A 21,720-nucleotide genomic window follows, 5' to 3' on the forward strand; every position below is an offset into this window, starting at 1 on the left:
GCAGCCCTTCTGCCTTCTACTGAGCCACTCCGAGTGTCGTCCTCAATCCGATAGAAAAACCTATGCTAAATTATGGGCGAGCAATAATTATGGCTGATCCATAAACGGAGTAATTGCATGAGCAGCATTTTTCAGCGCCCGGAACTGGCTGAAAGCATGGCAAATCAGCTCCTCAATCCGGGGGTCCTTGATGAAGGTTTGCGCTCAGGCTTGTTCCTATCCGGGCTGCGTAGAACCGGTAAAACCACGTTCTTACGGAACGATCTGATTCCGGCTCTCGAAAGAGAAGGTGCGCTGGTTATTTACGTGGATCTATGGAGCAATACCCTCGCCAACCCGGCCACATTACTGCATGACGCTATCCGTAAAACGCTGCAGGAGTTGCAAACACCCGCGTCGAGCCTGCTTGAGCAGCTCAAGCGGGCCAGTGCTGTCGATGTCGGCGCGGCAGGGTTCAAGTTCGGATTCAAACTTGAGAGTATCGGCGACGTCGAAGGTACGACCCTCGCCCAGGCCTTGACCGAGGTGGTCGACCAGGCGCGGGTAGATCTGGTACTGATTGTTGACGAAGTGCAACACGCTATCGCCTCAGAAGACGGTAATCAGATGTTGCTTGCACTGAAAGCCGCACGTGATGCTATAAACCCTCGCCCCAACACACCAGGGTACTTTCTATTTATTGGCACCGGCTCCCATCGAGCCCAAGTCAGCGAGCTCACCGCAAAACGTAATCAAGCATTTTCCGGAGCGACTTCCACACCCTACCCAGTTCTGAAGGCCGACTATGTCGAATACCTTCTGAACCGCCTGGCGGTCACCGTTAGCCGACATAAACTGCCGTCGCTGGAGATTGCCGCTGAAGCCTTCAATACGCTCGGCAATCGTCCGGAAGAAATGCTCAAAGCACTCCGCCAGGTACTGCAGCAAGACGGAAACCCAGATCTGTTCCTGCCCGTCATTGCCAGCACACTACGCTCTGCGGCGGCAAATATAGAACTGGAAAAGGTTGAACAGCTGGGCAGTTTGGCTCAGGCCATTTTCAAAAAAATCGCTTCGACAGAAGGCGATGCTCGTGGCATTTTTTCCGCTGACGCTGCAGCGGAATACTCAAAATTCGTAGGTCGCGACGTCCGTATCGAGGAGATTCAACCCGTGGTGATTGCGCTGGTGGCAGAGAACATCATTATGCGCCGCGGACATGGAATCTATGCGATTACCGATCCGTTTGTTCAAGAGATTTGGCAGGAAGAACAAACGTTGATTGACGCGAGTTGACCCAGCGCTACCAGCACCAGCACTCAGCTCATACCTGACTTACCTCAAACACAAACGATATCTCCCGCTTCTGGGCGCTCCAGACATACCGGATATGCTTGCCCTGCACCGGAATCGAAACCGCTGGCGGGCGAAATGCGGCGACGCATTCGTGACCGGGCAGGCGGACGCTGTTGTAGAGCAGGCCCCAGGATAATGTTTCTCGCAGTTGCCGGGCGAATACCTGGGACAGGCCGTAAGCGGTGGGGTCCGGGTCGTGGAGGTGGGGGTAGTCGTGGCGGATGTCGTGCAAGGGCTTGATGACCTGGTTGACGTAGGTGCGCATGGTCAATTCCAGGTCCGGCTCATTGGTTGCCCCGAGAAAACGCGCCTGGTGATAGCAGGTCTCGGCAATGGCGGCTTCCTGGCTGCTGGCGGCATAGTAGACACCGAAGGTGCCGTCGCTGAAGCGACTGCTTTTGCCGATGTGGGTGAATGCAGCCATCACCGGCGAGGAACCGGGTCCGGAAACCCGGTCTTCGGGACGTACCCGTGACAGCACGCCGGCCTCCTCCATCAATCGATCGTTGGTCAGCGCTTCAAGGGCATAAGCCGTGGGCAAATCCTCGGGGTCGAGCACGTCTTCGAATAGCGTGATCGGCGGGAAGCAGCTATTGACGATCCGATAGGCACCCTTCCATTGCGGCTCCGTCAGAGGTGGTGTCATCAGCCTCGCACTCCGTCGAGGTAGCGCCGCACATCGGCTATATCCACCACCCGCCCGGCCAACATGTAGGACAGCGCCGACTGGCCATTGAACGGCGCAGCGGCGTTGGGACTGCTGACCCATTGATAGGCCCGGTCCCGGCTGTTGCTGAAGATGATGCTCAGCGCCTTGTGGATCCCCATGAGATAGGAAATACGCTCCAAGGTGTCACGGGGCAACCTGACGTTGGCGGGTAATTGTTTGTACTTGTAGAAGGTCGTGTTCCCCACCTTGCCCAGCAACGTGCGCTGTTGCTCGACGCTGCAGCCCCACAACTCCATGAGGTTGAAGAAAAACTTCAACGCGATTCGCCCCGCATCCGGGGAATCCAGTTGTTGCTGTGCGTTGAGGGTGATAGAGGAAGTAGCCATGGGATTTGGGCTCCTTTTTACGGGTGATGCTTAGAGAATAGTACACATATGGATATAAATTAAGATTTAATTCGCAAACAAACAACTCAAAGTTGAATTTCAGGTTCTGCTGATACCCGTCAGTTGAAATCAAGGCTCCGACGGGTTTTATCGCTTTATTGCCTGGCCTCAGCCCTGACAAGAAGAATTACACAAGCCAACACACGCCAAATCAGCAAAAAACCAAAATCCCACATAAGCTCCAGACAGCACCTCCCGGAGCTTTTCACCATAAAACCGCGACAACCGTGGCAAGCTGCACGATGATAGCCGCATGCACTGCCTGACCCGGGCCAGGTGCACAACAATAGCGAGCCCACTTAAGCAGAGGGCATTACCTCATGGATAGCAGAACCCTACGCAACCTCATGCGCATCGTGCAGACCGGCTCGTTGTCGGCGGCAGCGGAACATTCGTGCCTCACGGTGCAGGCATTGGCGGCGCAGTTGAACAAGGTCGAGGAACAATTCGGTTTCCGGCTGTTCAGGCGTTCGAACAAGGGCCTGACGTTGACGAGCCAAGGCTCGGAACTGACCCCTTTCATGGATCAGGTGCTGGTGGCCACACGGCAGCTCGAAGAAAAAGTCACGGAGCTCAAGAAGCCGCGACAGCGCACGTTGAAAATGGCGCTCAATACCACCCTGCCGGCGGAGTTCAACCGGCGGATGATCGATCGGTTGATAGCCGTCTTCCCCCAGTATCAGCTGGAATTCAGTTACGCCGAATCGATGGAGAACCTGAGCAAACTCAAGAATGAAGATTTTGACCTGGCCATCCTGATCGGGGCGCAGCAGAGCGGCTTTTCCAGCATCACGATGCCTGATGTGCAGGTGCGGGTGGTGGGTGCCCATTGTGGCAATGAAGGCGATTCCCTCGGTTTGCTTGGAGACAGGTTTCAGGTACGTCCCGCCGAAGAGTGTCCGTACTCCCACAGCTTCCTCCGTTTTCTCGATGCGGGGCTGGGCGAATACGGCTCAAGTCAGCGGATGGTGTATTCCTGCAGTGAAACGCTGACGTTGTCGTTGATTACCCAACTCGATGGCCTGGGGCTGGTATCCCGGGATGCGGCACTGCGCAATGGCCTGACGATCTTCCCGGACTTCGAGGACTATCTCGAGGTTCGCCTGGCGGTGAACAATCCTGAACTGTCCGGCCAGGCGCTGCACGATGTGGTGGACCTGGCGCTACAGGAACGAACCGAGCGCGATATACGCCGCCGTGCCCACCGCCACACTGAGAAACAGGTTACGGCTGAAATACGCACATAGCAGCGTCGGAATCGCCGCGTAGAACTCCGGGCGGTCGAGTTGTATCTGCTGATCCTTGATCAACAACGGGGTGAGGCTGATGGCAGCGACGATCGCCACCGGCAGGTATTCCAGGGCACGGGCGATGAATGGCGGCCAGTGTTCGGTGTTGACCTGCAACGGCAAGGCCCGCGGCAGGAAAGTCACGACCATCATCAGGCCCACGACCAGGATCAGGAACGTTTGGTCAGGCATACGCCCACCCCGCAGCCAACGAACGTGGCAATGAAGACATTGAACGGCGAACTGCCCAGCAGGCTCAGCCCGCCCATGCAGACAACAGCCGCCAGGGCTGCGATCAGCTTGTTACGGGTATTGCACAGCGAAACCAGCACGTAGAGCATCATCGCGGTCAAGGCATAGTCGAGCTGATACTTGATCAGGTGCGCCGCGTATTGCGCGCACACGGCGCCCAACAAGCCGCCAAGCACCCATGACGTATGGCAAAATAGGTTGAAGCCGATCAGATAGCGCACACTCACCGGCGCTCCGCTACCCAGCTTCACGCTGTGGAACGCGAACGACTCGTCCGTAAGCCCGGACGCATAGCACCAACGCTCGAAACGACTGAGCCCCAACGCACGCAATGCCTTGGCCATGTAGACCGACATCAGCATGTGTCGCGCATTGATCAGGAATGTAGTGAGCACGATGGTGGTCAGCGACGCCCCGCTGGAAATCAACGCCAGCGCCGCGAACTGCGAAGCGCCCGCGTAGACGAACAGGCACATCGCCACCGGCAACCACAAGGGTAGCCCGGCATTGACCGCCATCAGACCGAACACAAACGAAACCGTAAAATAACCCGCTACCACCGGACTGGCTTCGGCGAAGGTACGCGAGGCTTGTGGTTCGACCACCAGCGGCTGGCTGGAAGTCTTGCTCATAGATCCCTCTCGAAAGTGATTTCACCCCGCGGTTCGCAGAACCCCTGGGCTGCCCAGAAACGCTTGCCGGCCAGGTTAGCATCGTCGACGAACAGGAACATGCGCAGCACGCCCACCCGTTTCATGTCGGCGGATGCCGCTTCCACCAGGCGCTGGCCCAGGCCCCGGGTGCGATGCCTTGGGCTGACCGCCAGGTGATTGATGGTGCCACGGGTACCGAGCATGCCGCCAATCACCGCGCCCACCACGCTGCCACCGGCATCGATGGCCAGGTACGCTGTGGTGGTTTCCTGCAACAACACCCCTCGCAGGAACCGGGCATCCTGCCATTCGCAGAACGACACTTCGTCGAAACCGCGAAAAAACTGCTCCATTCGCTCGGCATCCCTGACCATCGCCCGGCGCAACAGTACCTGCGGCTCCGGATCGTCCATGGGTACCAGCTGTTCAGCGAACAATGTCAAAAGCGGTCCCGGGCCGCGAGAAGGAAATCGCCAGGATCTGCCTGAACGCCATTTCATGACTGTGGATATTGCGAGCCGGGGTCACGTAGTGACGCATGTCGCGATCGAGGAAAAACGTCGTATCGAGGATGTCCTCATAGGTCATCGCCGCCAATTGTTCTTCCTGGGCGGTATACAACCGGCTCTCCGCGCCCGCCACATTGTGACGGCCCCAGAAATGTACGCCACTGAACGGATACCCGTCGCAGTGAATCCCTTCGGGAGTGATTTCCAACTGTTTGCCCGGCTTGATCTCGATGCGGATCTGATGGATCTGGCACTGCCAGATTTCATCATGCAGCTCTTGCGGCAGGACGTTCTTGTACACCTCGAAGTCCGTGTCGATCAGGCTGCGCATCACTGGCGAATTGATCACTTCGTTGGAGAAATCCTGGAAGTGCCGCTCCAGCCCGCCGACGTAGCTGTTGTTGGCCTTGGACTGGATATAAGCCCGATGTTCGAGCTGCTTGAGCTCGCGGGTCTGGGGGTTGTATTCGAAGTCGCTGTAACGGCGAAAACGCATGCCTGACTCGGCCTGGCCGTAGTAGCTGTCCGGTTCCATGTTGTCCCAGCTTTTGGTCAGCCGGACAAAGTCGCCGAAATGACCGTAGAGATTGAAGTCTCCACCGCGGACGTTAACGTATTTGTCACGTCGTAGCGCTTCGCCCACTTCCCTGTTCAGAACGATCATTTTTATTAGGTCTCCACTGCATTGAGCGGCCTAATCTAGTAGGTGCAGAATTTCCGTCCATGAAAAAGAATTTGAGTCACTTCAAGTCGCACTTGAAACGAAGGGTGAAGAGCCACTAGTACGACTTTTTATCGGGAAAACAGTCGATTACAGCAATATTTCTGGCGCCAAAAGCCAGAAACCCCCGAATTTGGATTCGAGGGTTTTTTCTGGCTCAGCTGATGCGATCAAGCCTCAGAAGACATTGATCGGGTAATCCACGAACACTCGCAGCTCGTTGCCGCTGACGTTGTACTCGCTGGATTTTTGCGAAACACGCAGGACGGAACTGCGCAACCTCACGCTGAGATCCTTGGCCGGACCGTTCTGGACCACGTATTTGAGCTGGTTGAAAATCTCGCGCTCGGTGCCTCCTTCACTGGTGGAGGTGGTGATGTTATCGCCACGCACGTAAGCGACGTTATAGGTCAGGCCGGGAACGCCGAACGTGGTGAAATCCAGGCCGTAGCCCAGTTGCCAGCTACGTTCATCTTCAGCGTTGAAATCGGACCAGTAGGAGTTGGCCAGGTAGATCGTGTTACCGCCGTCCCCCACCCGATTCTGTTCACGCTGATAGCCACCGTAGGCATACCCCAGGTTGCTGTCGCCCGTGCTGCGCTGGTGAGCGAGCGTGAAGCTGTGCGGCCCGGTAGCGAAGGTGGCGGCCAGACTCCAGATCTTGTTGTCATCGCCAGTGACGTTGTTCTCACGAACGTAGTCGTTGTCCAGCTTGGTGCGGTAGCCATTGAAGTCCAGCGTCAGGGACTGATCCTTCGCCAGTGGGAACACGTAGTTGGCGTTGACGTATTGCTTCTTCAGCACATCTTCGACATCCGAGGCGTAGAGCGCGGCCTTGAATTGCTCGGTGAACTGATAACTGCCGCCCAATACGTTGATCGACTTCAGTCCGCCGCTGTCGCGACCTTCGGCGCTCTTGCGCGATTCAGCGGTGAAACGGCCGGCGTTCAGTTCCAGGCCCTTGATCTCTTTGGACGTGACCAGCGTGCCGGTATAGCTTTCCGGCAACAGCCGCGAGTTGTCGTAACTCAACACCGGCAAGGCCGGCATCTGGTCACCATAGGCCAACACCGTGTTGGAGACGCGGAACTTCACCGCTGCACCGAACTTGGACAGATCATCCGCCGCGTTACCGCTATCGCCTTGCTTGAAGAAGTCGATGCCGCCCGCACCGCTGCGGCCTTTGCCACCATCCAGACGCAATGCGTACAGGCCAAAGGCGTCCACCCCCACACCGACGGTGCCTTGGGTAAAGCCGGACGAGAACGTACCGATGGCCGCCTGTCCCCATTCGGCTTTGTCCCGGTTGCCATCTTTGTAGTCACGATTGATATACGCGTTGCGCAACAGCACTTTCAGGCTGCTGTCTTCAACGAATCCATTGGACTCAGACTGGTCGCTGGCCATGGCTTGGGTCGTGCTCAAAATCCCCAGTGCGATCAAACCGATGCGCGTGTTCAACATAATTGTTTTCCTTGTAATGGGTTGATACGCACTGCGACCGGCAGCCGAAATGGCGCTTTTTGCGCTCTTTTCGAACTCTTGCCCCTGAAATAATGAAAAGGCCCGCCCACGAGAAATCGTGTCGGGCCTTTTTATTATTTAAGAGTCATGGCTGTTAGCCACAGGCGTGGGACGAATCCTAGCCGCGCCTTCAAGAATGTGTCAATTTCGTTAATCGTCTGTAATCAGGCGAAAAACGTCTAAGACCCCGGACATCCATCCAGGCTGCAGACCGGGGTCGGAGAAGAGGCCTGCACCGGCAAGGACAGATTCAACCACTCGGCGAATGCCTCGGGTTTGCCAAGCCAAGGACCAATGTCCACTCGTGTGAACTGCCCATCCTGTTGCAGGACCAGGGTCGGGAAGCCCTGGCCACCGACCTGGGCCAGCAAGGCACGGCTGGCCTTGATATGAGCCTCCACATCAACCACGGTGAAAACCGACTGGAATGCCTCGGATTCAAGTCCGATGGCCTGGGCCAGTTCCAGCAGCACCGCTTCATCGGCAATTCTGCGGCCTTCAACGTAATGTGCGGTTTGCAAGCGCTCCAGCAGGTCCAACCCCCGTCCACCCAGTTGCTCGGCAGCGAGAATCGCTGCGATGGGTGGCGCCGAGTCGAACACCGCACGTTCGTCCCGCAGCAATCCCTCGAAATAGGCCTCACCAAACGGCTGGCCGGTGTATTCGGCGATCCGCCGGTCATGGGGCATGACGTAATTGCGCAATTGGGGTGAGACCGGTTGGCGATTGGCACCGGTCATCATGCCGCCGCCATGGGCGATCACCGGCAGTACCGCACGGGCGGCTTGCACCAGCGGCTTGGCACCGTAGCACCAGCCGCAGAGCGGGTCGTAGATGTAATGAAGGGTGATCATGGAAACTCCGCTAGCCGTCAGGACTGAGTAACGGCAGCGTAGCCTCAGGGAGGTCGCGGAAAAACGTCGGAATGGCTTTCAGTCTGTTTCGTGAATCGGTCGAATCCCGTGCCCCCCTGTGGGAGCGAGCCTGCTCGCGATAGCGGTGTACCAGCTGGCATCGATGCAGCTGATCCGTCGCTATCGCGAGCAGGCTCGCTCCCACAGGGTCTGTTTCAGTCTCTGGTCCGTGCACACAAAAAAAGCGCTGCCATCCCGGCCAGCGCTTTTTATCAATCCGTCGAATTCTTATCCTTGCATGACATCCCACAACGCTTCCAGCTCCGCCTCGCTGAACAATCCAGCGGGGTAGCGCTCCATGATCAGCCGACGCGGATCAGGTTCTCTGATCTGACGCGTTCCATTGGACTTCAACCACTGCGCCAGGGCTTGAAGCGACTCACCATTAACGGCCAAGGGATGGCATGTGCGCTCGCTTATCATATTCATTCCAGCGCCCTCTCCTGGTTGATGAGCGGCAAATTTATCCAAGGTTTATTACAAATCAACGCAGCTCCGCTCTTCGGAACTGCCGGGATGCAGATACAAGAGCTATGCCAATGTATCCGGTACCGCCAATAAACAGGCGCAAAAAAGCCCGCACCCCAATCGGGCTGCGGGCTCGCTTGAATGGATCCAAAAACGCCGACGCAGAGCCGGCGCAGTCAATATCATCAAGCTGTTACATCGCCACTCATTTTGTGTACGGCGCCGGTTGCTGTTGAGTAAGGCAATGGATATTTCCGCCCCCCAGTAACAGTTCACGACCCGGAACCATGACCACTTCGTGCTGTGGAAACAGGTCCTGCAGAATCTCCCTGGCCGTGGCATCCAGCGGATCGTCGAAGCTTGGCGCGATGATGCCGCCATTGACGATCAGGAAGTTGACGTAGGAGCCGGCCAGTCGCACGCTCGGATTGCGCTCCTGGGAACCCTCCACCGCATCCACGCCGGCGCATTCTGCCTCGGTGGCATACAACGGCCCCGGAATCGGCATTTTGTGCACCATGAAAGAGCGCCCTTTGGCGTCGGTGCTGTTTTGCAACACATCCATCGCAGCGTGACAGCGTGCGTAATTCGGATCCTGTGGATCGTCGGTCCAGGCGAGCAACACTTCCCCTGGACGCACGTAGCAGCAGAAGTTATCCACATGGCCGTCGGTTTCGTCATTGAACAGGCCATCCGGCAGCCAGATGATCTTGTCCACCGCCAATTGGGCGCTGAGCACCGCCTCGATTTCCTCGCGGCTCAAGTGCGGGTTACGGTTGCGATTGAGCAGGCATTCCTCGGTAGTGATCACGGTGCCTTCGCCATCGACGTGGATGGAACCACCCTCGAGCACGAAACCTTCAGTGCGGTAACGCGGGCTGCGCTCGATCTCGAGGATCTTGCTGGCTACTTGCGAGTCCCGGTTCCACGGTGAGTACAGCCCGCCGTCAAAACCGCCCCAGGCGTTGAAATCCCAGTCGACACCGCGTACGTCGCCATTGTCATTGATAACGAACGTCGGGCCGGTGTCCCGGACCCAGGCGTCGTCGCTGGACATCTCCACCAGGCGGATATTCGGTACGTCGAGGCGCGCCCGGGCGTTTTCATATTGAGCCGCAGACACCGCCACGGTCACCGGTTCAAAGCGGGCGATGGCCTTGGCGACCGCGACGTGGGCAGCCTGCGCGGGCTTGCCGCCCAGGCGCCAGTTGTCCGGGCGCTCGGGCCAGATCATCCAGACCTGGGTCTGGGTTGCCCACTCGGCAGGCATGTAAAAACCATCCGCGCGGGGAGTGCTGTGCAACGTTGTCATGAATCAGGACTCCAGTGAGCCATCGAGGGTTTTGATCGCTCCGTACAGGTTCGGACGGCGATCCCGGAAAATGCCCCAGGCACTACGAATACGCTCCAACTCATCGAGATCGAAGCTGTGTACCAATACACCTTCTTCGGTCTCGTCCAGTTCCTGGACTTTTTCACCGAACTGATTGGCGATGAACGAAGAGCCGTAGAAGGTGATGTCGTAACCGTCCTGTTCCTCATTGCCGATACGGTTACTGGCCACCAGCGGCATCACGTTGGCGCCCGCATGGCCTTGTTGCACACGCTGCCAGTGATCCCGGGACGAAATGGTCTTGTCGTGCGGCTCACTGCCGATGGCAGTCGGGTAGAACAATATTTCCGCGCCCTGCAGCGCCATGCTGCGGGCACATTCGGGAAACCACTGGTCCCAGCAGATGCCCACGCCTATCTTCGCATAACGGGTATTCCAGACCTTGAAACCGGTATCCCCAGGGTTGAAGTAATACTTCTCATGGTAGCCGGGACCGTCCGGAATGTGGCTCTTGCGGTACACACCCAGGTTCCGACCATCGGCGTCGATGATTGCAACGCTGTTGAAACGCGCACGTCCGGCCAGCTCGAAGAAGCTGATCGGTAGCACAACCTGCAGCTCTTTCGCCAGCTTCTGGAAATGCTTGATGGCTACGTTCTCTTCAACCGTGGTGGCCAGCAGCAGGTAGTCCGGATTCGTCTTCTGGCAGAAGTACGGTGTCTCGAACAGTTCCTGGATCAGGATGATCTGGGCGCCTTTGGCTGCGGCCTCGCGAACCCGATTTTCAGCGGTCTCGATGTTGGCTTCAAGGTCCCAGGAACAGGCCATCTGGGTGGCGGCGACGGTAACGATACGGCTCATGAATCATCTCCGGGCGATGTGCAGCGGACGACAAAGAGGATTACAGCGGGCACGAAGCAACCATAGCTCCGGCAACGGAGACTTTATAGCCGATAAAAATCGAACTTTAAAGTTGAAAAATTATTCAAGGCAAAAAAAATCGCGAATATCACCGATAAAAATCGGAAAATATTCGCGATCAATCTGGAGAAGCAAGCCTGCCGGGAAGCATCAGCCTCGGGTCAGAGTCCTTCGTCCAACACTTTCGCCAGCATATCGACGAAGAAATCCACACTCTGACGGGTCGTGACCATCGGTGGCTTGATCTTGAGAATGTTCAGGTAATCACCGGTGGGTTGCATGAAGATGCCCAACTCCCGAAGACGGTTGCACAGCGTCGCGGTTTCTTCGGTCGCTGGCTCCAGGGTTTCACGGTTGCGGATCAGCTCCAGGCCCAGATAGAACCCGGAACCATGCACCGCGCCGACCAATGGGTATCGATCGATCAGGGCTTGCAGTCGTGCCTTGAAGTGACCGCCCACCACCCGGGCGTTCTCCCATAGCCCTTCTTCCTCCATGACATCCAGCACGGCAATGCCGATCTGGCAACTGACCGGACTGCCACCGGACGACGAGAAGAAATAACCTTCGGCTTCCAACGCCTCGGCGATTTCCCGGCGGGTGATGACCGCACCCAGCGGCTGCCCATTACCCATGCCCTTGGCCATGGTAATGATATCCGGCACCACGCCCTGCTCTTCGAAGCCCCAGAAAAACTCGCCCATACGCCCGTAGCCGACCTGCACTTCGTCAGCGATGCACACGCCGCCTCGCTCGCGAACCAGATCATAGACCTGCTTCAAATAGCCAGGTGGCAACGCGATACCGCCGGCATTGCCGTACACCGGCTCGCAGATGAAACCGGCCAGCTGGCGCTTCTGCTCGGCAATTTTCGCCAGGTTGTGCTCGACACTGCGCACGTAGTCCGGCGCGCTGTCGGGGCCACGGAATTCACCGCGATAAGTATTGGGCGCGGTCACCGGGTGCACCCAGTCCGGGCGGCTGCTCAGGGCTTTGGGGTTGTCGGCGATGGACGTCGAGACCGCATCCGCCGCCACCGACCAGCCATGGTAGGCCTCCAACACACTGAGCATGTCCCGTCCGCCGCTGTAGGCCCAGGCCAGGCGGATCGCCAGGTCGTTGGCCTCGGTGCCGCTGTTGACCAGGAACACCCGATCCATGTTCGACGGCGCCAGTGACAATAACCGTTCGGAAAACTCGGCAATCGCCGCGTAGTGAAAGCGGGAGTTGGTATTGAGCAGCGACCACTGCCGGGCAGCCACGGCCGCCATGCGTGGGTGGCCGTGCCCCAATACCGCGACGTTATTGAGCATGTCGAGGTAGGAGCGCCCCTGCATGTCGATCAGGTGGTTGCGCCAGCCACGCTCGATGCGCGGCGGGTCGACGTAGTAATGTTTCTGGGTACGGGCGAAGCTGGCATCGCGACGGGCCAGCAACACCTTGGCGTCGACTTCCTCCTCGGCATCGCAAGCCAGCCCGAGCAATACCGCCGGTGAAGGGCACAACGCCTGCCAGGCGGGGGCTGCGGACGGGGTGCAGAACAACGGAGGGTTCAGGTGCGCGCCTCGGCATAACTGCACCCGCAACGGGCCAGCCACTTCGCCCAATACCTGTCCCTTCACCAGTGCGGCCCCGGCATGCAGCGGCGATGCCACACCCCATAACCGAATGCTCAACTGTGCACTGTCCAGTTGCAGCATGCCGTCGGCGGTCTTGTGCAATACCCCGGCAAACGGAGACTCGAGCGGCGTGCCGTGAGGTACATGCAGCTCCACATGCAGCGGGCAGGTATCGGGCTCCACAGCACTGTCCGGCCGGGTGCGCGACAGCCGGTACTGGCCGTAACGGCTGGCGGCCAATCCGTGAACGGTGGCGGCTTCGCTTAACAGACGCTGGTCGATACCCGGCTGCTCCCAGTTACCAGCCTCGAAATGCGGGCTCAGCACCCCCAGGTCGATCAGGGCGAACTCGCGGCCCACCAGGGTCGGCAACAGCGGTACAAAACCTTCACTGACAATCGGTGGCAGATTCTGGCCAACGGCGCTCAGGATTGCCGCTTCCATCAGTTCGAACGGCACCGATTGGGCAACCCGGAAGATTTCCCATTCATGCTCCAGATTAGCGCGGCTGTAGGCGTTGTCCGGGTCGATGGAAACCTGTTGTTCGCCACTGAGCACCAGCACGGCGGCGCGCGCCACAATGAGTGGCCAGAGCGCCAGCAATTCTTCACGCTGCAACGGGTTCGTCCCGTGATAAGCCTGGACCGCCGGCAGGATGAAGAGCGGATCCCCATTGGCGTGATGCAACAACGCAGCACACGTCACTGACAGCTCGGTGATGCGCCAGGTGCGGATCAGGTCGCCGAAATCGATTACGCCTTGCAATTGCCACTGGCGCTGGGCATCGCGCTGCCAGACGACATTGTCATCGGTCAGGTCCATGTGGATGGCTTGCACCGGCAGGTGGGCCTTGAGCGGATGCAGGCGTCGTTCGGCCTGTTGCGCCACCTCGGCGATCAGACCGCGACGTTGATCGTCCTGAATGACCGGCAGCAGATGGCCGATCAGCGCATTGGCATGGCGGGCGTCCCATTGCAGGGTGCGCTCCAGGCCCGGATGATCGAACGTGGCCAAGGCCAGATCGACTTCCGCACACAAGCGACCCAGGCCGCTCACCAGCTCCAGCCCCAGATGCTTGAGTTGGGTCAGGGGCTGGCCGTCGATGTACTCCAGCAGCCGAACGTGAACCGCCTGCCCGTCGACGTCGAGCGTCAACAGATCCTGGCCGTTACTGGCCACGATCACCCGTGGCACTTTTACCGCACCGTGGCTGGCCAGTTGCCTGAGGGCCGCATGCTGGGCCTGGAGCTCCTGGACAGCGTAGTCGCCATGGCAAATTTTCAACACAAACCGCCCGCGCTCGCTGTCGACGCGGTAATTGAGATCCTGCTGGCTGCCAAGGGGTCGCAGGTCACCGCTGAGTCCATAGTTCAAGCGCAGCAGCACCAACGCCTGCTCGGCGCTGATCTGTGGGCTTGGCAAACTGGCACGGTGAACCAACGTAGCGAGCGGCATACAACGACCCCTGATGTGGTTTTTATTGAACACCTATCACGCCATTGAGTTGGAGAATAAGCAACCCCTCTTTGTTGGAAGAGCGGGCGTCCGCAGGTCTTCTTGCCTACCTTTGGCAAGTTCCATTACAGGGGCGACCTCCAGATTCGGGGACACCGCCCGAAATATCCCACTTGCACCGTCATCCGCATGTCGACAAGCTATGCTCCATATTTTGTCGTTTCATGGAAAAAAGGCTTAACCGGATGCGCATTCTCATCACTGGCGGTGCCGGTTTCATCGGCTCGGCCCTCGTAAGGCATTTGATCCTTGATACCGAACACCAGATCCTGAACCTCGATAAACTGACGTACGCTGGCAATCTCGAATCGCTGAGCAGCGTCGATCACAACAGTCGTTATGAGTTCGTACAGGCCGATATCGTCGATCAAGCCACAGTCAGTGCAGTGCTGGCGCGGTTCAAGCCCGATGCAGTCATGCATCTGGCAGCGGAGTCCCATGTGGACCGTTCCATTGATGGCCCGGCGGACTTCATCCAGACCAATATCGTGGGCACCTACAGCCTTCTGGAAGCTACCCGTGCCTACTGGCAGACCCTGCCTGAACCGCAGAAACAGGCGTTTCGTTTCCACCATATCTCCACCGACGAAGTGTACGGCGACCTGCACGGCGTAGATGACCTGTTCACCGAAACCACCCCGTATGCACCCAGCTCCCCTTATTCCGCCAGCAAGGCGGCGTCCGACCATCTGGTCCGTGCCTGGCAGCGTACCTACGGCTTGCCCGTGCTGCTGACCAACTGCTCCAACAACTACGGGCCGTTCCACTTCCCTGAAAAGCTGATTCCGCTGGTGATCCTCAACGCCTTGGCCGGCAAGCCATTGCCGGTCTACGGCGACGGGCAACAGGTGCGGGATTGGCTGTATGTCGAAGATCATGCCCGGGCACTGCTGAAAGTCGTCACCGAAGGCGTGGTCGGCGAGACCTACAATATTGGCGGCCACAACGAACAAAAGAACATCGACGTCGTGCGCAGCATCTGCGCGTTGCTCGAAGAGCTGGCGCCGAGCAAGCCCGACGGGATCGAGCACTATGTCGACCTGATCACCTTCGTCAGGGACCGCCCCGGCCACGACCTGCGCTATGCCATCGATGCAGGCAAGATCGAACGGGAACTGGGCTGGACGCCCAGGGAAACCTTCGACACGGGCCTGCGCAAAACCGTGCAGTGGTACCTTGAGAACCTGCAATGGTGCCGTCGTGTCCAGGACGGCAGCTATCAGGGCGAGCGCCTCGGCTCGCTCGACGAAAAGGAATCCATCGCATGATGAAGGGCATTGTTCTGGCAGGTGGTTCCGGCACACGCCTGCACCCGATTACCCTCGGGGTTTCCAAGCAACTCTTGCCGGTTTACGACAAACCGATGATCTACTACCCGATCTCGGTACTGATGCTTGCGGGTATCAAGGACATCCTGGTGATCTCCACCCCGCAGGATCTGCCGCAATACCGCAACCTGCTGGGCAATGGCAGCCAATTCGGTGTGCAGATCAGCTACGCCGAACAGCCGTCACCCGATGGCCTGGCCCAGGCGTTTCTGATCGGCGAACAATTCATTGGCAGCGATCCAGTGTGCCTGATCCTGGGCGATAACATTTTCCACGGACAGCATTTCGGCGAACAACTGCAGACCGCAGTCAATCGGCAGCAGGGTGCGACCGTATTCGGCTATTGGGTCAAGGATCCGGAGCGTTTTGGCGTGATCGACTTCGACGCTGAAGGTCATGCCCTTTCCATTGAAGAAAAACCCGCCGAGCCCAAGTCCAGCTATGCGGTCACCGGCTTGTATTTCTACGATAACGACGTGATCCAGATCGCCAAGTCGATCAAACCCTCCAAACGCGGCGAACTGGAGATCACCGACGTCAACAACGTCTATCTGCAACGCGGCGACCTGCATGTCGAGCGATTCGGTCGTGGTTTCGCCTGGTTGGACACCGGCACTCACGACAGCCTGCTGGAAGCCTCGCAATACGTGCAGACCATCGAACATCGCCAAGGCCTGAAAGTAGCGTGCCTGGAAGAAATCGCCTACCAACAGGGCTGGGTCAGCCGCGAGCACATACTTGAGCGTGCCGAGTACTTCGGCAAGACCGGCTACGGCCAGTACTTGTTCAAGATCGCCGGAGAAACACGTTGAACGTCATCGCCACCCGATTGCCGGAAGTCCTGATCATCGAGCCGAAAGTCTTCGGCGACGACCGCGGCTTTTTCTACGAAAGTTTCAATGCCCGGGCATTCGCAGAAGCCACTGGCTGTGACCTGCAGTTCGTCCAGGACAACCATTCGCGCTCGACCAAGGGTGTGCTGCGCGGCCTGCATTATCAGATCGAACAGGCCCAGGGAAAGCTCGTGCGTGTCATCGCCGGCGAGGTACTGGACGTGGCGGTGGACATTCGCCGCAGCTCGCCCACTTTCGGCCAGTGGGAGAGCGTGCATCTGTCGGCGCAGAACCAGCGGCAGCTGTGGGTTCCGCCAGGCTTTGCCCACGGTTTTATGGTACTGAGCGAGTCAGCGGATTTTCTCTATAAAACCACGGACTACTACGCGCCTTCGGCCGAACGTTGCATCCGTTGGGACGATCCCGACCTGGCTATCGACTGGGAATTGGCGGGGCGACCCACCCTGTCGCCCAAGGACCAGAACGGCAAGTCCCTGTATGAAGCCGACCTGTTCCCATGAGTAAGTCCTTGCGAATCCTGATCATTGGCAAGAACGGCCAGGTGTCCCGGGCACTCCAATCGCGCCTGGCAGACAGTGGCGAGATGATTGTCCGCGGCAGCGATCAGCTTGACCTGGCACGCCCGGATCAACTGCGCTCCCACATCGGTGCCCTGCGCCCCGACCTGATCATTAACGCCGCCGCCCACACAGCCGTCGACCAGGCCGAGAGCGAGCCGGAACTGGCCTTTGCCATCAACGCCACCGCACCGGGAATCCTGGCCCTCGCAGCAAACGAGCTGGGCGCCCCGCTGATCCACTACTCCACCGATTATGTCTTCGATGGCCGCAAACCGGCGCCCTACACAGAGGAAGACACACCCAACCCGTTGAGCGTCTATGGGCGCAGCAAACTGGCCGGCGAGGAGGCCATCCGCCAAGCCGGCGGCCAGCACCTGATATTGCGCACCAGCTGGGTGTACTCGACCGAAGGCCGCAACTTTCTCCTGACCATGCAGCGTCTGCTCCAGGAAAAACCACACCTGCGGGTGGTAGCCGATCAGGTCGGAGCGCCAACCTGGGCTGGAACCATCGCCGACAGTACTGCCAAGCTCATCGAGCATTGGCAGGCCGGTCGGTGCGGCACCTGGGGCACCTATCACCTGACCGCCCAGGGCGAGACGTCCTGGTTCGGCTTTGCCCAGGCCATCGGTGAACGATTGATCGAACAGCACAAGTCTTGTGCGGTCATTGAGCCCATCCCGTCCGACGAATACCCGACGCCGGCCCCACGCCCCCTGAACTCGCGCCTGGATTGCACACGTCTGCTCCAGGAATGGGGGGTGAGCCAGCCAGACTGGCGAAGCGCGTTGCAGCAGTGTCTTGCCGAGCGACACTAGTGTCCGGTCTCGGAAATAAGCTGTTCATTTTTGGCGGCGTCTTGGGTGCCCGGCCGGCGTTGCCACTCCTCGCCATAGCCCTGCTATGACTCGTCGCGGCGCCCTGGCCGAACACCCAAGCCACTCGCCAAAAAAGAACGTATTTCCGAGACAGGACACTAGGCATAATGCGCTTGTTCCTACAGGCGCACGCTCATGAATTCAACGCTTCCCCGCAGACCCCGCTGGCGCAGCCTGGCCTTGCTTGCACTGTGCCTGGCACCGTTGCTTTGGCCGCTGGAGCATCTGGCCGAGCGCTATTACCGTAGCGAACTGGCCGGGCAGAATCGCCAGACCCTGGACCTTTACGTCGCCAACCTGCTGGGCACATTGCACCGCTATGAAGTCTTGCCGCAGATTCTCGGCGACCTGCCGGCACTGCGTGCGACGCTATCTGCCCCGAACGATGAATTCGCCCAAAGCAACGCCAACCAGCTCCTGAAAAACATCAGCACCCAGACCGGCGCCGAGGTGATGTACCTGATGGACGCCACCGGCAAGACGCTGGCGGCCTCGAACTGGGACAAGCACGACAGTTTCGTCGGGCGCAATTTCGCCTTCCGGCCGTACTACATCGAAGCCATGGCCGGACGCCTGGGGCGCTTCTTCGGCCTGGGCACCACGTCGGCCAAGCGTGGTTATTTCTTCGCCGCTGCCGTGCGTGAGCGCGACCGCGTCATCGGTGTGCTGGTGGTCAAGGTCGACCTGGACCACACCGAAAGCCTGTGGGGCAAGACCCCGGAACAGTTGCTGGTGACCGATCACAACGGGGTGGTCATCCTGACTTCACGACAGGAATGGCGATTCCGCTCGACCCGCCCATTAAGCGACGAAGAACACAACGCAATCAGTGCCGTGCAACCCTACCCGACCCGCGATCCGAAGCCGCTGAACCTGGATCCACAGGCCTGGCTGACCCAGACCCAGACCATCGAAGAAACGGGATGGAGCGTCAGCATCCTCGCTCCACGTACCCTGATCGACCGCCCTGTGCGCACCGTCGTCGCCACCGGCGGTGCAGCGCTGCTGGTCTTGATGCTGTTGCTCGGCTTGATGATGCAACGCAGGCGGCACTACCTGGACCGGATTGCCTTCGAAGGCAAGGCGCGCCACGAGCTGGAAGGCCGGGTGGCCGAGCGCACCAGCGATCTGGAAGGACTGAACCGGCGGCTGAAGCAGGAAGTCCTGGAACGCGAGCAGGCGCAACAGGAGCTTGTCCGCGCCCAGGATGACCTGGTGCAGGCCGGCAAGCTGTCGGCATTGGGCACCATGTCGGCCAGCATCAGCCACGAACTCAACCAGCCGCTGGCAGCGATTCGCAGCTACGCGGAAAACGCCGAGATATTGCTCGACCATCAGCGCACCGAGGACGCCAGGGGCAACCTCAAGCTGATCAATGAACTGACCGGGCGCATGGCGTCGATCATCGCCCACCTGCGGGCCTTTGCCCGCCGCGACCGCCATGCGCCGGAAAGCGTTGCCCTGCAACCGGCCCTGGACGATGCCCTGGCGCTGCTCGCCAAGCGCCGGCGCAGCATGGAAGTGGAGCTGATCCGCGACCTGCCGGCTGCCACGCTGTGGGTCGAGGCCGGAGAGACCCGCTTGCGTCAGGTCCTCGGCAACCTGCTGGCCAATGCCCTCGACGCCCTGACCGAAAAAGGCCCTCCACGCAAACTCTGGCTCAGTGCCCAGGCCACCGAAACCGGCGTCAACCTGTACATCCGCGATAACGGCCCGGGCTTTTGCATGGAAGCCCTGGGCCGTGCCGGCGAACCCTTCTACACCACCAAGACCCGTACCCAGGGCCTGGGGCTGGGGCTGGCGATCTGCGACACCCTGATGCGCGCCTTCGGTGGCGAACTGTCGTTCGCCAACCACAAGGAGGGCGGCGCCCTGATCACCCTCAAATTGCGTGCCGGCGCGCCTGGGGTAAGCTTGCAACCATCCGAGGACCGTAGCGTATGACCATCGACAACCGGATTGAGGTGGTGCTGATCGACGACGATCCCCACCTGCGTCAGGCCCTGAGCCAGACCCTCGACCTGGCCGGCCTGAGCCTCCTGTCCCTGGCCGAGGCCAAGGGCCTTGCCGGGCAACTGCCCCGAGACTGGCCGGGTGTGGTGGTCAGCGACATTCGCATGCCGGGCATCGACGGCCTCGAACTGCTGAATCAGCTCCACGCCCAGGACCCGGAACTGCCGGTGCTGCTGATCACCGGTCACGGCGATGTGCCGCTGGCGGTCCAGGCCATGCGCGCCGGCGCCTATGACTTCCTGGAAAAACCCTTCCCCAGCGACCATCTGCTCGACAGCGTGCGCCGGGCCCTGGCCTTGCGCCGCCTGGTGTTGGACAACCGCAGCCTACGCCTGGCCCTCAGCGACCGTCATGAACTGAGTGCCCGCCTGGTCGGCCAGTCAACACCGATGCTGCGTCTGCGCGAGCAGATCGGCGCATTGGCGGCGACCCGCGCCGACGTACTGATCCTCGGTGAAACCGGCGCCGGCAAGGAAGTGGTGGCCCGCGCGCTGCATGACCTTTCGAGCCGACGCAACGGCCCGTTCGTGGCGATCAACGCCGGGGCCCTGGCCGAATCGGTGGTGGAAAGCGAACTGTTCGGCCACGAGCCAGGAGCCTTCACCGGCGCGCAGAAACGTCGCATCGGCAAGTTCGAGTTCGCCAATGGCGGCACACTATTTCTCGATGAAATCGAAAGCATGAGCCTGGACGTCCAGGTCAAGCTGCTACGGTTGCTGCAAGAACGCGTGGTAGAACGCTTGGGGGGCAATCAACAGATCCCGCTGGACATCCGCGTCATCGCCGCGACCAAGGAAGACCTGCGCCAGGCCGCCGACCAGGGACGCTTTCGCGCCGACCTGTATTACCGCCTCAACGTCGCACCGTTGCGTATACCGCCGTTGCGCGAACGGGGCGAAGATGCATTGATGCTGTTCCAGCACTTCGCCGATGAAGCCAGTGCGCGCCATGGCCTGCCACCCCATGAGCTGCAACCGGCGCAAAGGGCGCTGCTGCTGCGCCACAGCTGGCCGGGCAACGTCCGGGAATTGCAGAACGCCGCCGAACGCTTCGCCTTGGGCCTTGAACTGGCTCTGGACAACAGTGCGCCGGATGGAACGCCCGGCGCACCGGTGGAAATGATCAGCGGCGGCTTGAGCGAACAGGTCGAGAATTTCGAGAGAACCCTGATCGCCGCCGAGCTGGCCCGCCCCCACAGTTCGGTACGCAGCCTCGCCGAAGCCCTGGGTATTCCGCGCAAGACCTTGCACGACAAGCTGCGCAAGCATGGGCTGACCTTCGGTGACAACAGCCATGGCGTGGCCGATGAGTCCGATTGAATTATCGTTGTCCTCCCTTCAAGCAAGAGGCCCCGCAATGAACCGCGACAGCCGTTACCTGGAATCGATCCTGCACCACGACATCCCGTTGACCCGCGACATGGGCCTCAAGGTGCTCGATTGGCAGGCCCGACAACTGCGCCTGTTCCTGCCGCTGGAGGCCAACGTCAACCACAAGAGCACCATGTTCGGCGGCAGCCTGTATTGCGGCGCCGTGCTCGGCGGCTGGGGCTGGCTGCACCTGGCCCTGCGCGACGAAGGCATCGAGGACGGGCATATCGTGATTCAGGAAGGACAGATCAGCTATCCGTTGCCGGTCACCCGCGACGCGGCGGTTCTCTGTGACGCGCCTGAGGAGAAGGTCTGGAAACGCTTCCTCGCCACCTACCAGCGTTACGGACGGGCGCGGTTGACCCTGCAAACGCGAGTGGTGAATGAGGGCAGCGAAGAAGCGGCGGTGCGGTTTGAAGGGCAGTACGTGTTGCACCGCTGACCGGGCTGTCAAAAACCTTTGTGGCGAGGGGATCTCCGTGGGAGCAAGGCTTGCCCGCGATAGAAACGATGCGGTCTTTCGGACATCGGGGCATTCGTTTCGCGAG

21 protein-coding genes are annotated in these 21,720 nt (G+C 59.6%); 9 read left to right on the forward strand and 12 right to left on the reverse strand.

Annotated elements, in window-relative coordinates; all coding sequences use genetic code 11:
• Positions 1–117 precede the first annotated feature (117 nt).
• Complete coding sequence (locus tag CGA22_RS12830) at positions 118–1,275, forward strand: AAA family ATPase (RefSeq protein WP_041023458.1); 1,158 nt, start codon at positions 118–120, stop codon at positions 1,273–1,275.
• 28 nt (positions 1,276–1,303) lie between these two features.
• Here CGA22_RS12830 and CGA22_RS12835 read toward each other — a convergent pair whose 3' ends face one another.
• The gene (locus CGA22_RS12835) at positions 1,304–1,981 is read right to left on the reverse strand and encodes an RES family NAD+ phosphorylase (RefSeq protein ID WP_041023457.1); all 678 of its coding nucleotides are present in this window, start codon (positions 1,979–1,981) and stop codon (positions 1,304–1,306) included.
• On the reverse strand, positions 1,981–2,391 hold the full coding sequence (locus CGA22_RS12840) for an MbcA/ParS/Xre antitoxin family protein (RefSeq protein WP_041023456.1): 411 nt from the start codon (positions 2,389–2,391) through the stop codon (positions 1,981–1,983). Before CGA22_RS12840 ends, CGA22_RS12835 begins: the two co-directional genes overlap by 1 nt.
• 380 nt (positions 2,392–2,771) lie before the next feature.
• Between CGA22_RS12840 and CGA22_RS12845 the strand changes: the two genes are divergently transcribed.
• Positions 2,772–3,698, forward strand: a complete 927-nt coding sequence (locus CGA22_RS12845; RefSeq protein ID WP_041023455.1) for a LysR family transcriptional regulator — start codon at positions 2,772–2,774, stop codon at positions 3,696–3,698.
• On the opposite strand, the gene CGA22_RS12850 is transcribed toward CGA22_RS12845, so the two are convergent.
• The 10 genes from CGA22_RS12850 to CGA22_RS12895 all read right to left on the reverse strand — a co-directional run bounded on the left by CGA22_RS12850 (position 3,615) and on the right by CGA22_RS12895 (position 14,109).
• Complete coding sequence (locus CGA22_RS12850) at positions 3,615–3,932, reverse strand: AzlD domain-containing protein (protein WP_041023454.1); 318 nt, start codon at positions 3,930–3,932, stop codon at positions 3,615–3,617. The genes CGA22_RS12845 and CGA22_RS12850 overlap by 84 nt on opposite strands.
• Positions 3,911–4,624 carry an AzlC family ABC transporter permease gene (locus CGA22_RS12855; protein WP_041023453.1) on the reverse strand — a complete coding sequence of 238 codons (714 nt, stop codon included), beginning with the start codon at positions 4,622–4,624 and terminating at the stop codon, positions 3,911–3,913. The genes CGA22_RS12850 and CGA22_RS12855 overlap by 22 nt, the downstream gene beginning before the upstream one ends.
• Entirely contained in the window at positions 4,621–5,058 is a 438-nt protein-coding gene (locus CGA22_RS12860; RefSeq protein ID WP_177329265.1) for a GNAT family N-acetyltransferase, read from the reverse strand. The genes CGA22_RS12855 and CGA22_RS12860 overlap by 4 nt, the downstream gene beginning before the upstream one ends.
• 13 nt (positions 5,059–5,071) lie before the next feature.
• Positions 5,072–5,818, reverse strand: coding sequence for a 2OG-Fe dioxygenase family protein (locus CGA22_RS12865; RefSeq protein WP_188258604.1), 747 nt, complete (start codon positions 5,816–5,818; stop codon positions 5,072–5,074).
• Positions 5,819–6,052: 234 nt separating this feature from the next.
• Positions 6,053–7,339, reverse strand: coding sequence for an OprD family porin (locus CGA22_RS12870; RefSeq protein WP_041021062.1), 1,287 nt, complete (start codon positions 7,337–7,339; stop codon positions 6,053–6,055).
• Positions 7,340–7,578: 239 nt separating this feature from the next.
• Positions 7,579–8,250: a DsbA family protein gene (locus tag CGA22_RS12875; protein WP_041021064.1), complete on the reverse strand. Its 672-nt coding sequence runs from the start codon at positions 8,248–8,250 to the stop codon at positions 7,579–7,581.
• Between the two features lie 291 nt (positions 8,251–8,541).
• On the reverse strand, positions 8,542–8,742 hold the full coding sequence (locus CGA22_RS12880; RefSeq protein ID WP_041021061.1) for a hypothetical protein: 201 nt from the start codon (positions 8,740–8,742) through the stop codon (positions 8,542–8,544).
• A gap of 244 nt (positions 8,743–8,986) precedes the next feature.
• The gene (aguA, locus tag CGA22_RS12885; protein WP_041021060.1) at positions 8,987–10,093 is read right to left on the reverse strand and encodes an agmatine deiminase; all 1,107 of its coding nucleotides are present in this window, start codon (positions 10,091–10,093) and stop codon (positions 8,987–8,989) included.
• Between the two features lie 3 nt (positions 10,094–10,096).
• Positions 10,097–10,975 (reverse strand): N-carbamoylputrescine amidase, encoded by an 879-nt coding sequence (gene aguB / locus CGA22_RS12890; protein ID WP_041021059.1) that lies wholly within the window; start codon positions 10,973–10,975, stop codon positions 10,097–10,099.
• Between the two features lie 221 nt (positions 10,976–11,196).
• Complete coding sequence (locus CGA22_RS12895) at positions 11,197–14,109, reverse strand: aminotransferase (protein WP_188258605.1); 2,913 nt, start codon at positions 14,107–14,109, stop codon at positions 11,197–11,199.
• 245 nt (positions 14,110–14,354) lie between these two features.
• Here CGA22_RS12895 and rfbB point away from each other — a divergent pair, with 245 nt between their 5' ends.
• The 7 genes from rfbB to CGA22_RS12930 all read left to right on the forward strand — a co-directional run bounded on the left by rfbB (position 14,355) and on the right by CGA22_RS12930 (position 21,614).
• A complete protein-coding gene (rfbB, locus tag CGA22_RS12900) occupies positions 14,355–15,437 on the forward strand; it encodes a dTDP-glucose 4,6-dehydratase (RefSeq protein ID WP_041021057.1) in 1,083 nt (360 codons plus the stop codon).
• Entirely contained in the window at positions 15,434–16,309 is an 876-nt protein-coding gene (gene rfbA / locus CGA22_RS12905) for a glucose-1-phosphate thymidylyltransferase RfbA (RefSeq protein WP_041021056.1), read from the forward strand. Before rfbB ends, rfbA begins: the two co-directional genes overlap by 4 nt.
• Positions 16,306–16,851 (forward strand): dTDP-4-dehydrorhamnose 3,5-epimerase, encoded by a 546-nt coding sequence (gene rfbC / locus CGA22_RS12910; RefSeq protein ID WP_041021055.1) that lies wholly within the window; start codon positions 16,306–16,308, stop codon positions 16,849–16,851. The genes rfbA and rfbC overlap by 4 nt, the downstream gene beginning before the upstream one ends.
• Complete coding sequence (gene rfbD / locus CGA22_RS12915) at positions 16,848–17,729, forward strand: dTDP-4-dehydrorhamnose reductase (protein WP_188258606.1); 882 nt, start codon at positions 16,848–16,850, stop codon at positions 17,727–17,729. The genes rfbC and rfbD overlap by 4 nt, the downstream gene beginning before the upstream one ends.
• Positions 17,730–17,924: 195 nt before the next feature.
• Positions 17,925–19,733 (forward strand): ATP-binding protein, encoded by a 1,809-nt coding sequence (locus CGA22_RS12920; RefSeq protein WP_041024611.1) that lies wholly within the window; start codon positions 17,925–17,927, stop codon positions 19,731–19,733.
• Positions 19,730–21,121, forward strand: coding sequence for a sigma-54-dependent transcriptional regulator (locus CGA22_RS12925; RefSeq protein ID WP_041024610.1), 1,392 nt, complete (start codon positions 19,730–19,732; stop codon positions 21,119–21,121). Before CGA22_RS12920 ends, CGA22_RS12925 begins: the two co-directional genes overlap by 4 nt.
• A gap of 37 nt (positions 21,122–21,158) precedes the next feature.
• The gene (locus CGA22_RS12930) at positions 21,159–21,614 is read left to right on the forward strand and encodes a YiiD C-terminal domain-containing protein (RefSeq protein ID WP_041024609.1); all 456 of its coding nucleotides are present in this window, start codon (positions 21,159–21,161) and stop codon (positions 21,612–21,614) included.
• The last annotated feature ends 106 nt before the right edge of the window (positions 21,615–21,720 follow it).

This window comes from Pseudomonas sp. PSB18, assembly GCF_014596565.1.
Lineage (GTDB): Bacteria > Pseudomonadota > Gammaproteobacteria > Pseudomonadales > Pseudomonadaceae > Aquipseudomonas.

Excerpts from the sequence above, each read along its gene's own strand:
- CGA22_RS12830 (WP_041023458.1), top strand. The coding sequence starts at position 118 with ATGAGCAGCATTTTTCAGCGCCCGGAACTGGCTGAAAGCATGGCAAAT.
- CGA22_RS12835 (WP_041023457.1), bottom strand. The coding sequence starts at position 1,981 with ATGACACCACCTCTGACGGAGCCGCAATGGAAGGGTGCCTATCGGATC.
- CGA22_RS12840 (WP_041023456.1), bottom strand. The coding sequence starts at position 2,391 with ATGGCTACTTCCTCTATCACCCTCAACGCACAGCAACAACTGGATTCC.
- CGA22_RS12845 (WP_041023455.1), top strand. The coding sequence starts at position 2,772 with ATGGATAGCAGAACCCTACGCAACCTCATGCGCATCGTGCAGACCGGC.
- CGA22_RS12850 (WP_041023454.1), bottom strand. The coding sequence starts at position 3,932 with ATGCCTGACCAAACGTTCCTGATCCTGGTCGTGGGCCTGATGATGGTC.
- CGA22_RS12855 (WP_041023453.1), bottom strand. The coding sequence starts at position 4,624 with ATGAGCAAGACTTCCAGCCAGCCGCTGGTGGTCGAACCACAAGCCTCG.
- CGA22_RS12860 (WP_177329265.1), bottom strand. The coding sequence starts at position 5,058 with ATGGACGATCCGGAGCCGCAGGTACTGTTGCGCCGGGCGATGGTCAGG.
- CGA22_RS12865 (WP_188258604.1), bottom strand. The coding sequence starts at position 5,818 with ATGATCGTTCTGAACAGGGAAGTGGGCGAAGCGCTACGACGTGACAAA.
- CGA22_RS12870 (WP_041021062.1), bottom strand. The coding sequence starts at position 7,339 with ATGTTGAACACGCGCATCGGTTTGATCGCACTGGGGATTTTGAGCACG.
- CGA22_RS12880 (WP_041021061.1), bottom strand. The coding sequence starts at position 8,742 with ATGAATATGATAAGCGAGCGCACATGCCATCCCTTGGCCGTTAATGGT.
- aguA (WP_041021060.1), bottom strand. The coding sequence starts at position 10,093 with ATGACAACGTTGCACAGCACTCCCCGCGCGGATGGTTTTTACATGCCT.
- aguB (WP_041021059.1), bottom strand. The coding sequence starts at position 10,975 with ATGAGCCGTATCGTTACCGTCGCCGCCACCCAGATGGCCTGTTCCTGG.
- CGA22_RS12895 (WP_188258605.1), bottom strand. The coding sequence starts at position 14,109 with ATGCCGCTCGCTACGTTGGTTCACCGTGCCAGTTTGCCAAGCCCACAG.
- rfbB (WP_041021057.1), top strand. The coding sequence starts at position 14,355 with ATGCGCATTCTCATCACTGGCGGTGCCGGTTTCATCGGCTCGGCCCTC.
- rfbA (WP_041021056.1), top strand. The coding sequence starts at position 15,434 with ATGATGAAGGGCATTGTTCTGGCAGGTGGTTCCGGCACACGCCTGCAC.
- rfbD (WP_188258606.1), top strand. The coding sequence starts at position 16,848 with ATGAGTAAGTCCTTGCGAATCCTGATCATTGGCAAGAACGGCCAGGTG.
- CGA22_RS12920 (WP_041024611.1), top strand. The coding sequence starts at position 17,925 with ATGAATTCAACGCTTCCCCGCAGACCCCGCTGGCGCAGCCTGGCCTTG.
- CGA22_RS12925 (WP_041024610.1), top strand. The coding sequence starts at position 19,730 with ATGACCATCGACAACCGGATTGAGGTGGTGCTGATCGACGACGATCCC.
- CGA22_RS12930 (WP_041024609.1), top strand. The coding sequence starts at position 21,159 with ATGAACCGCGACAGCCGTTACCTGGAATCGATCCTGCACCACGACATC.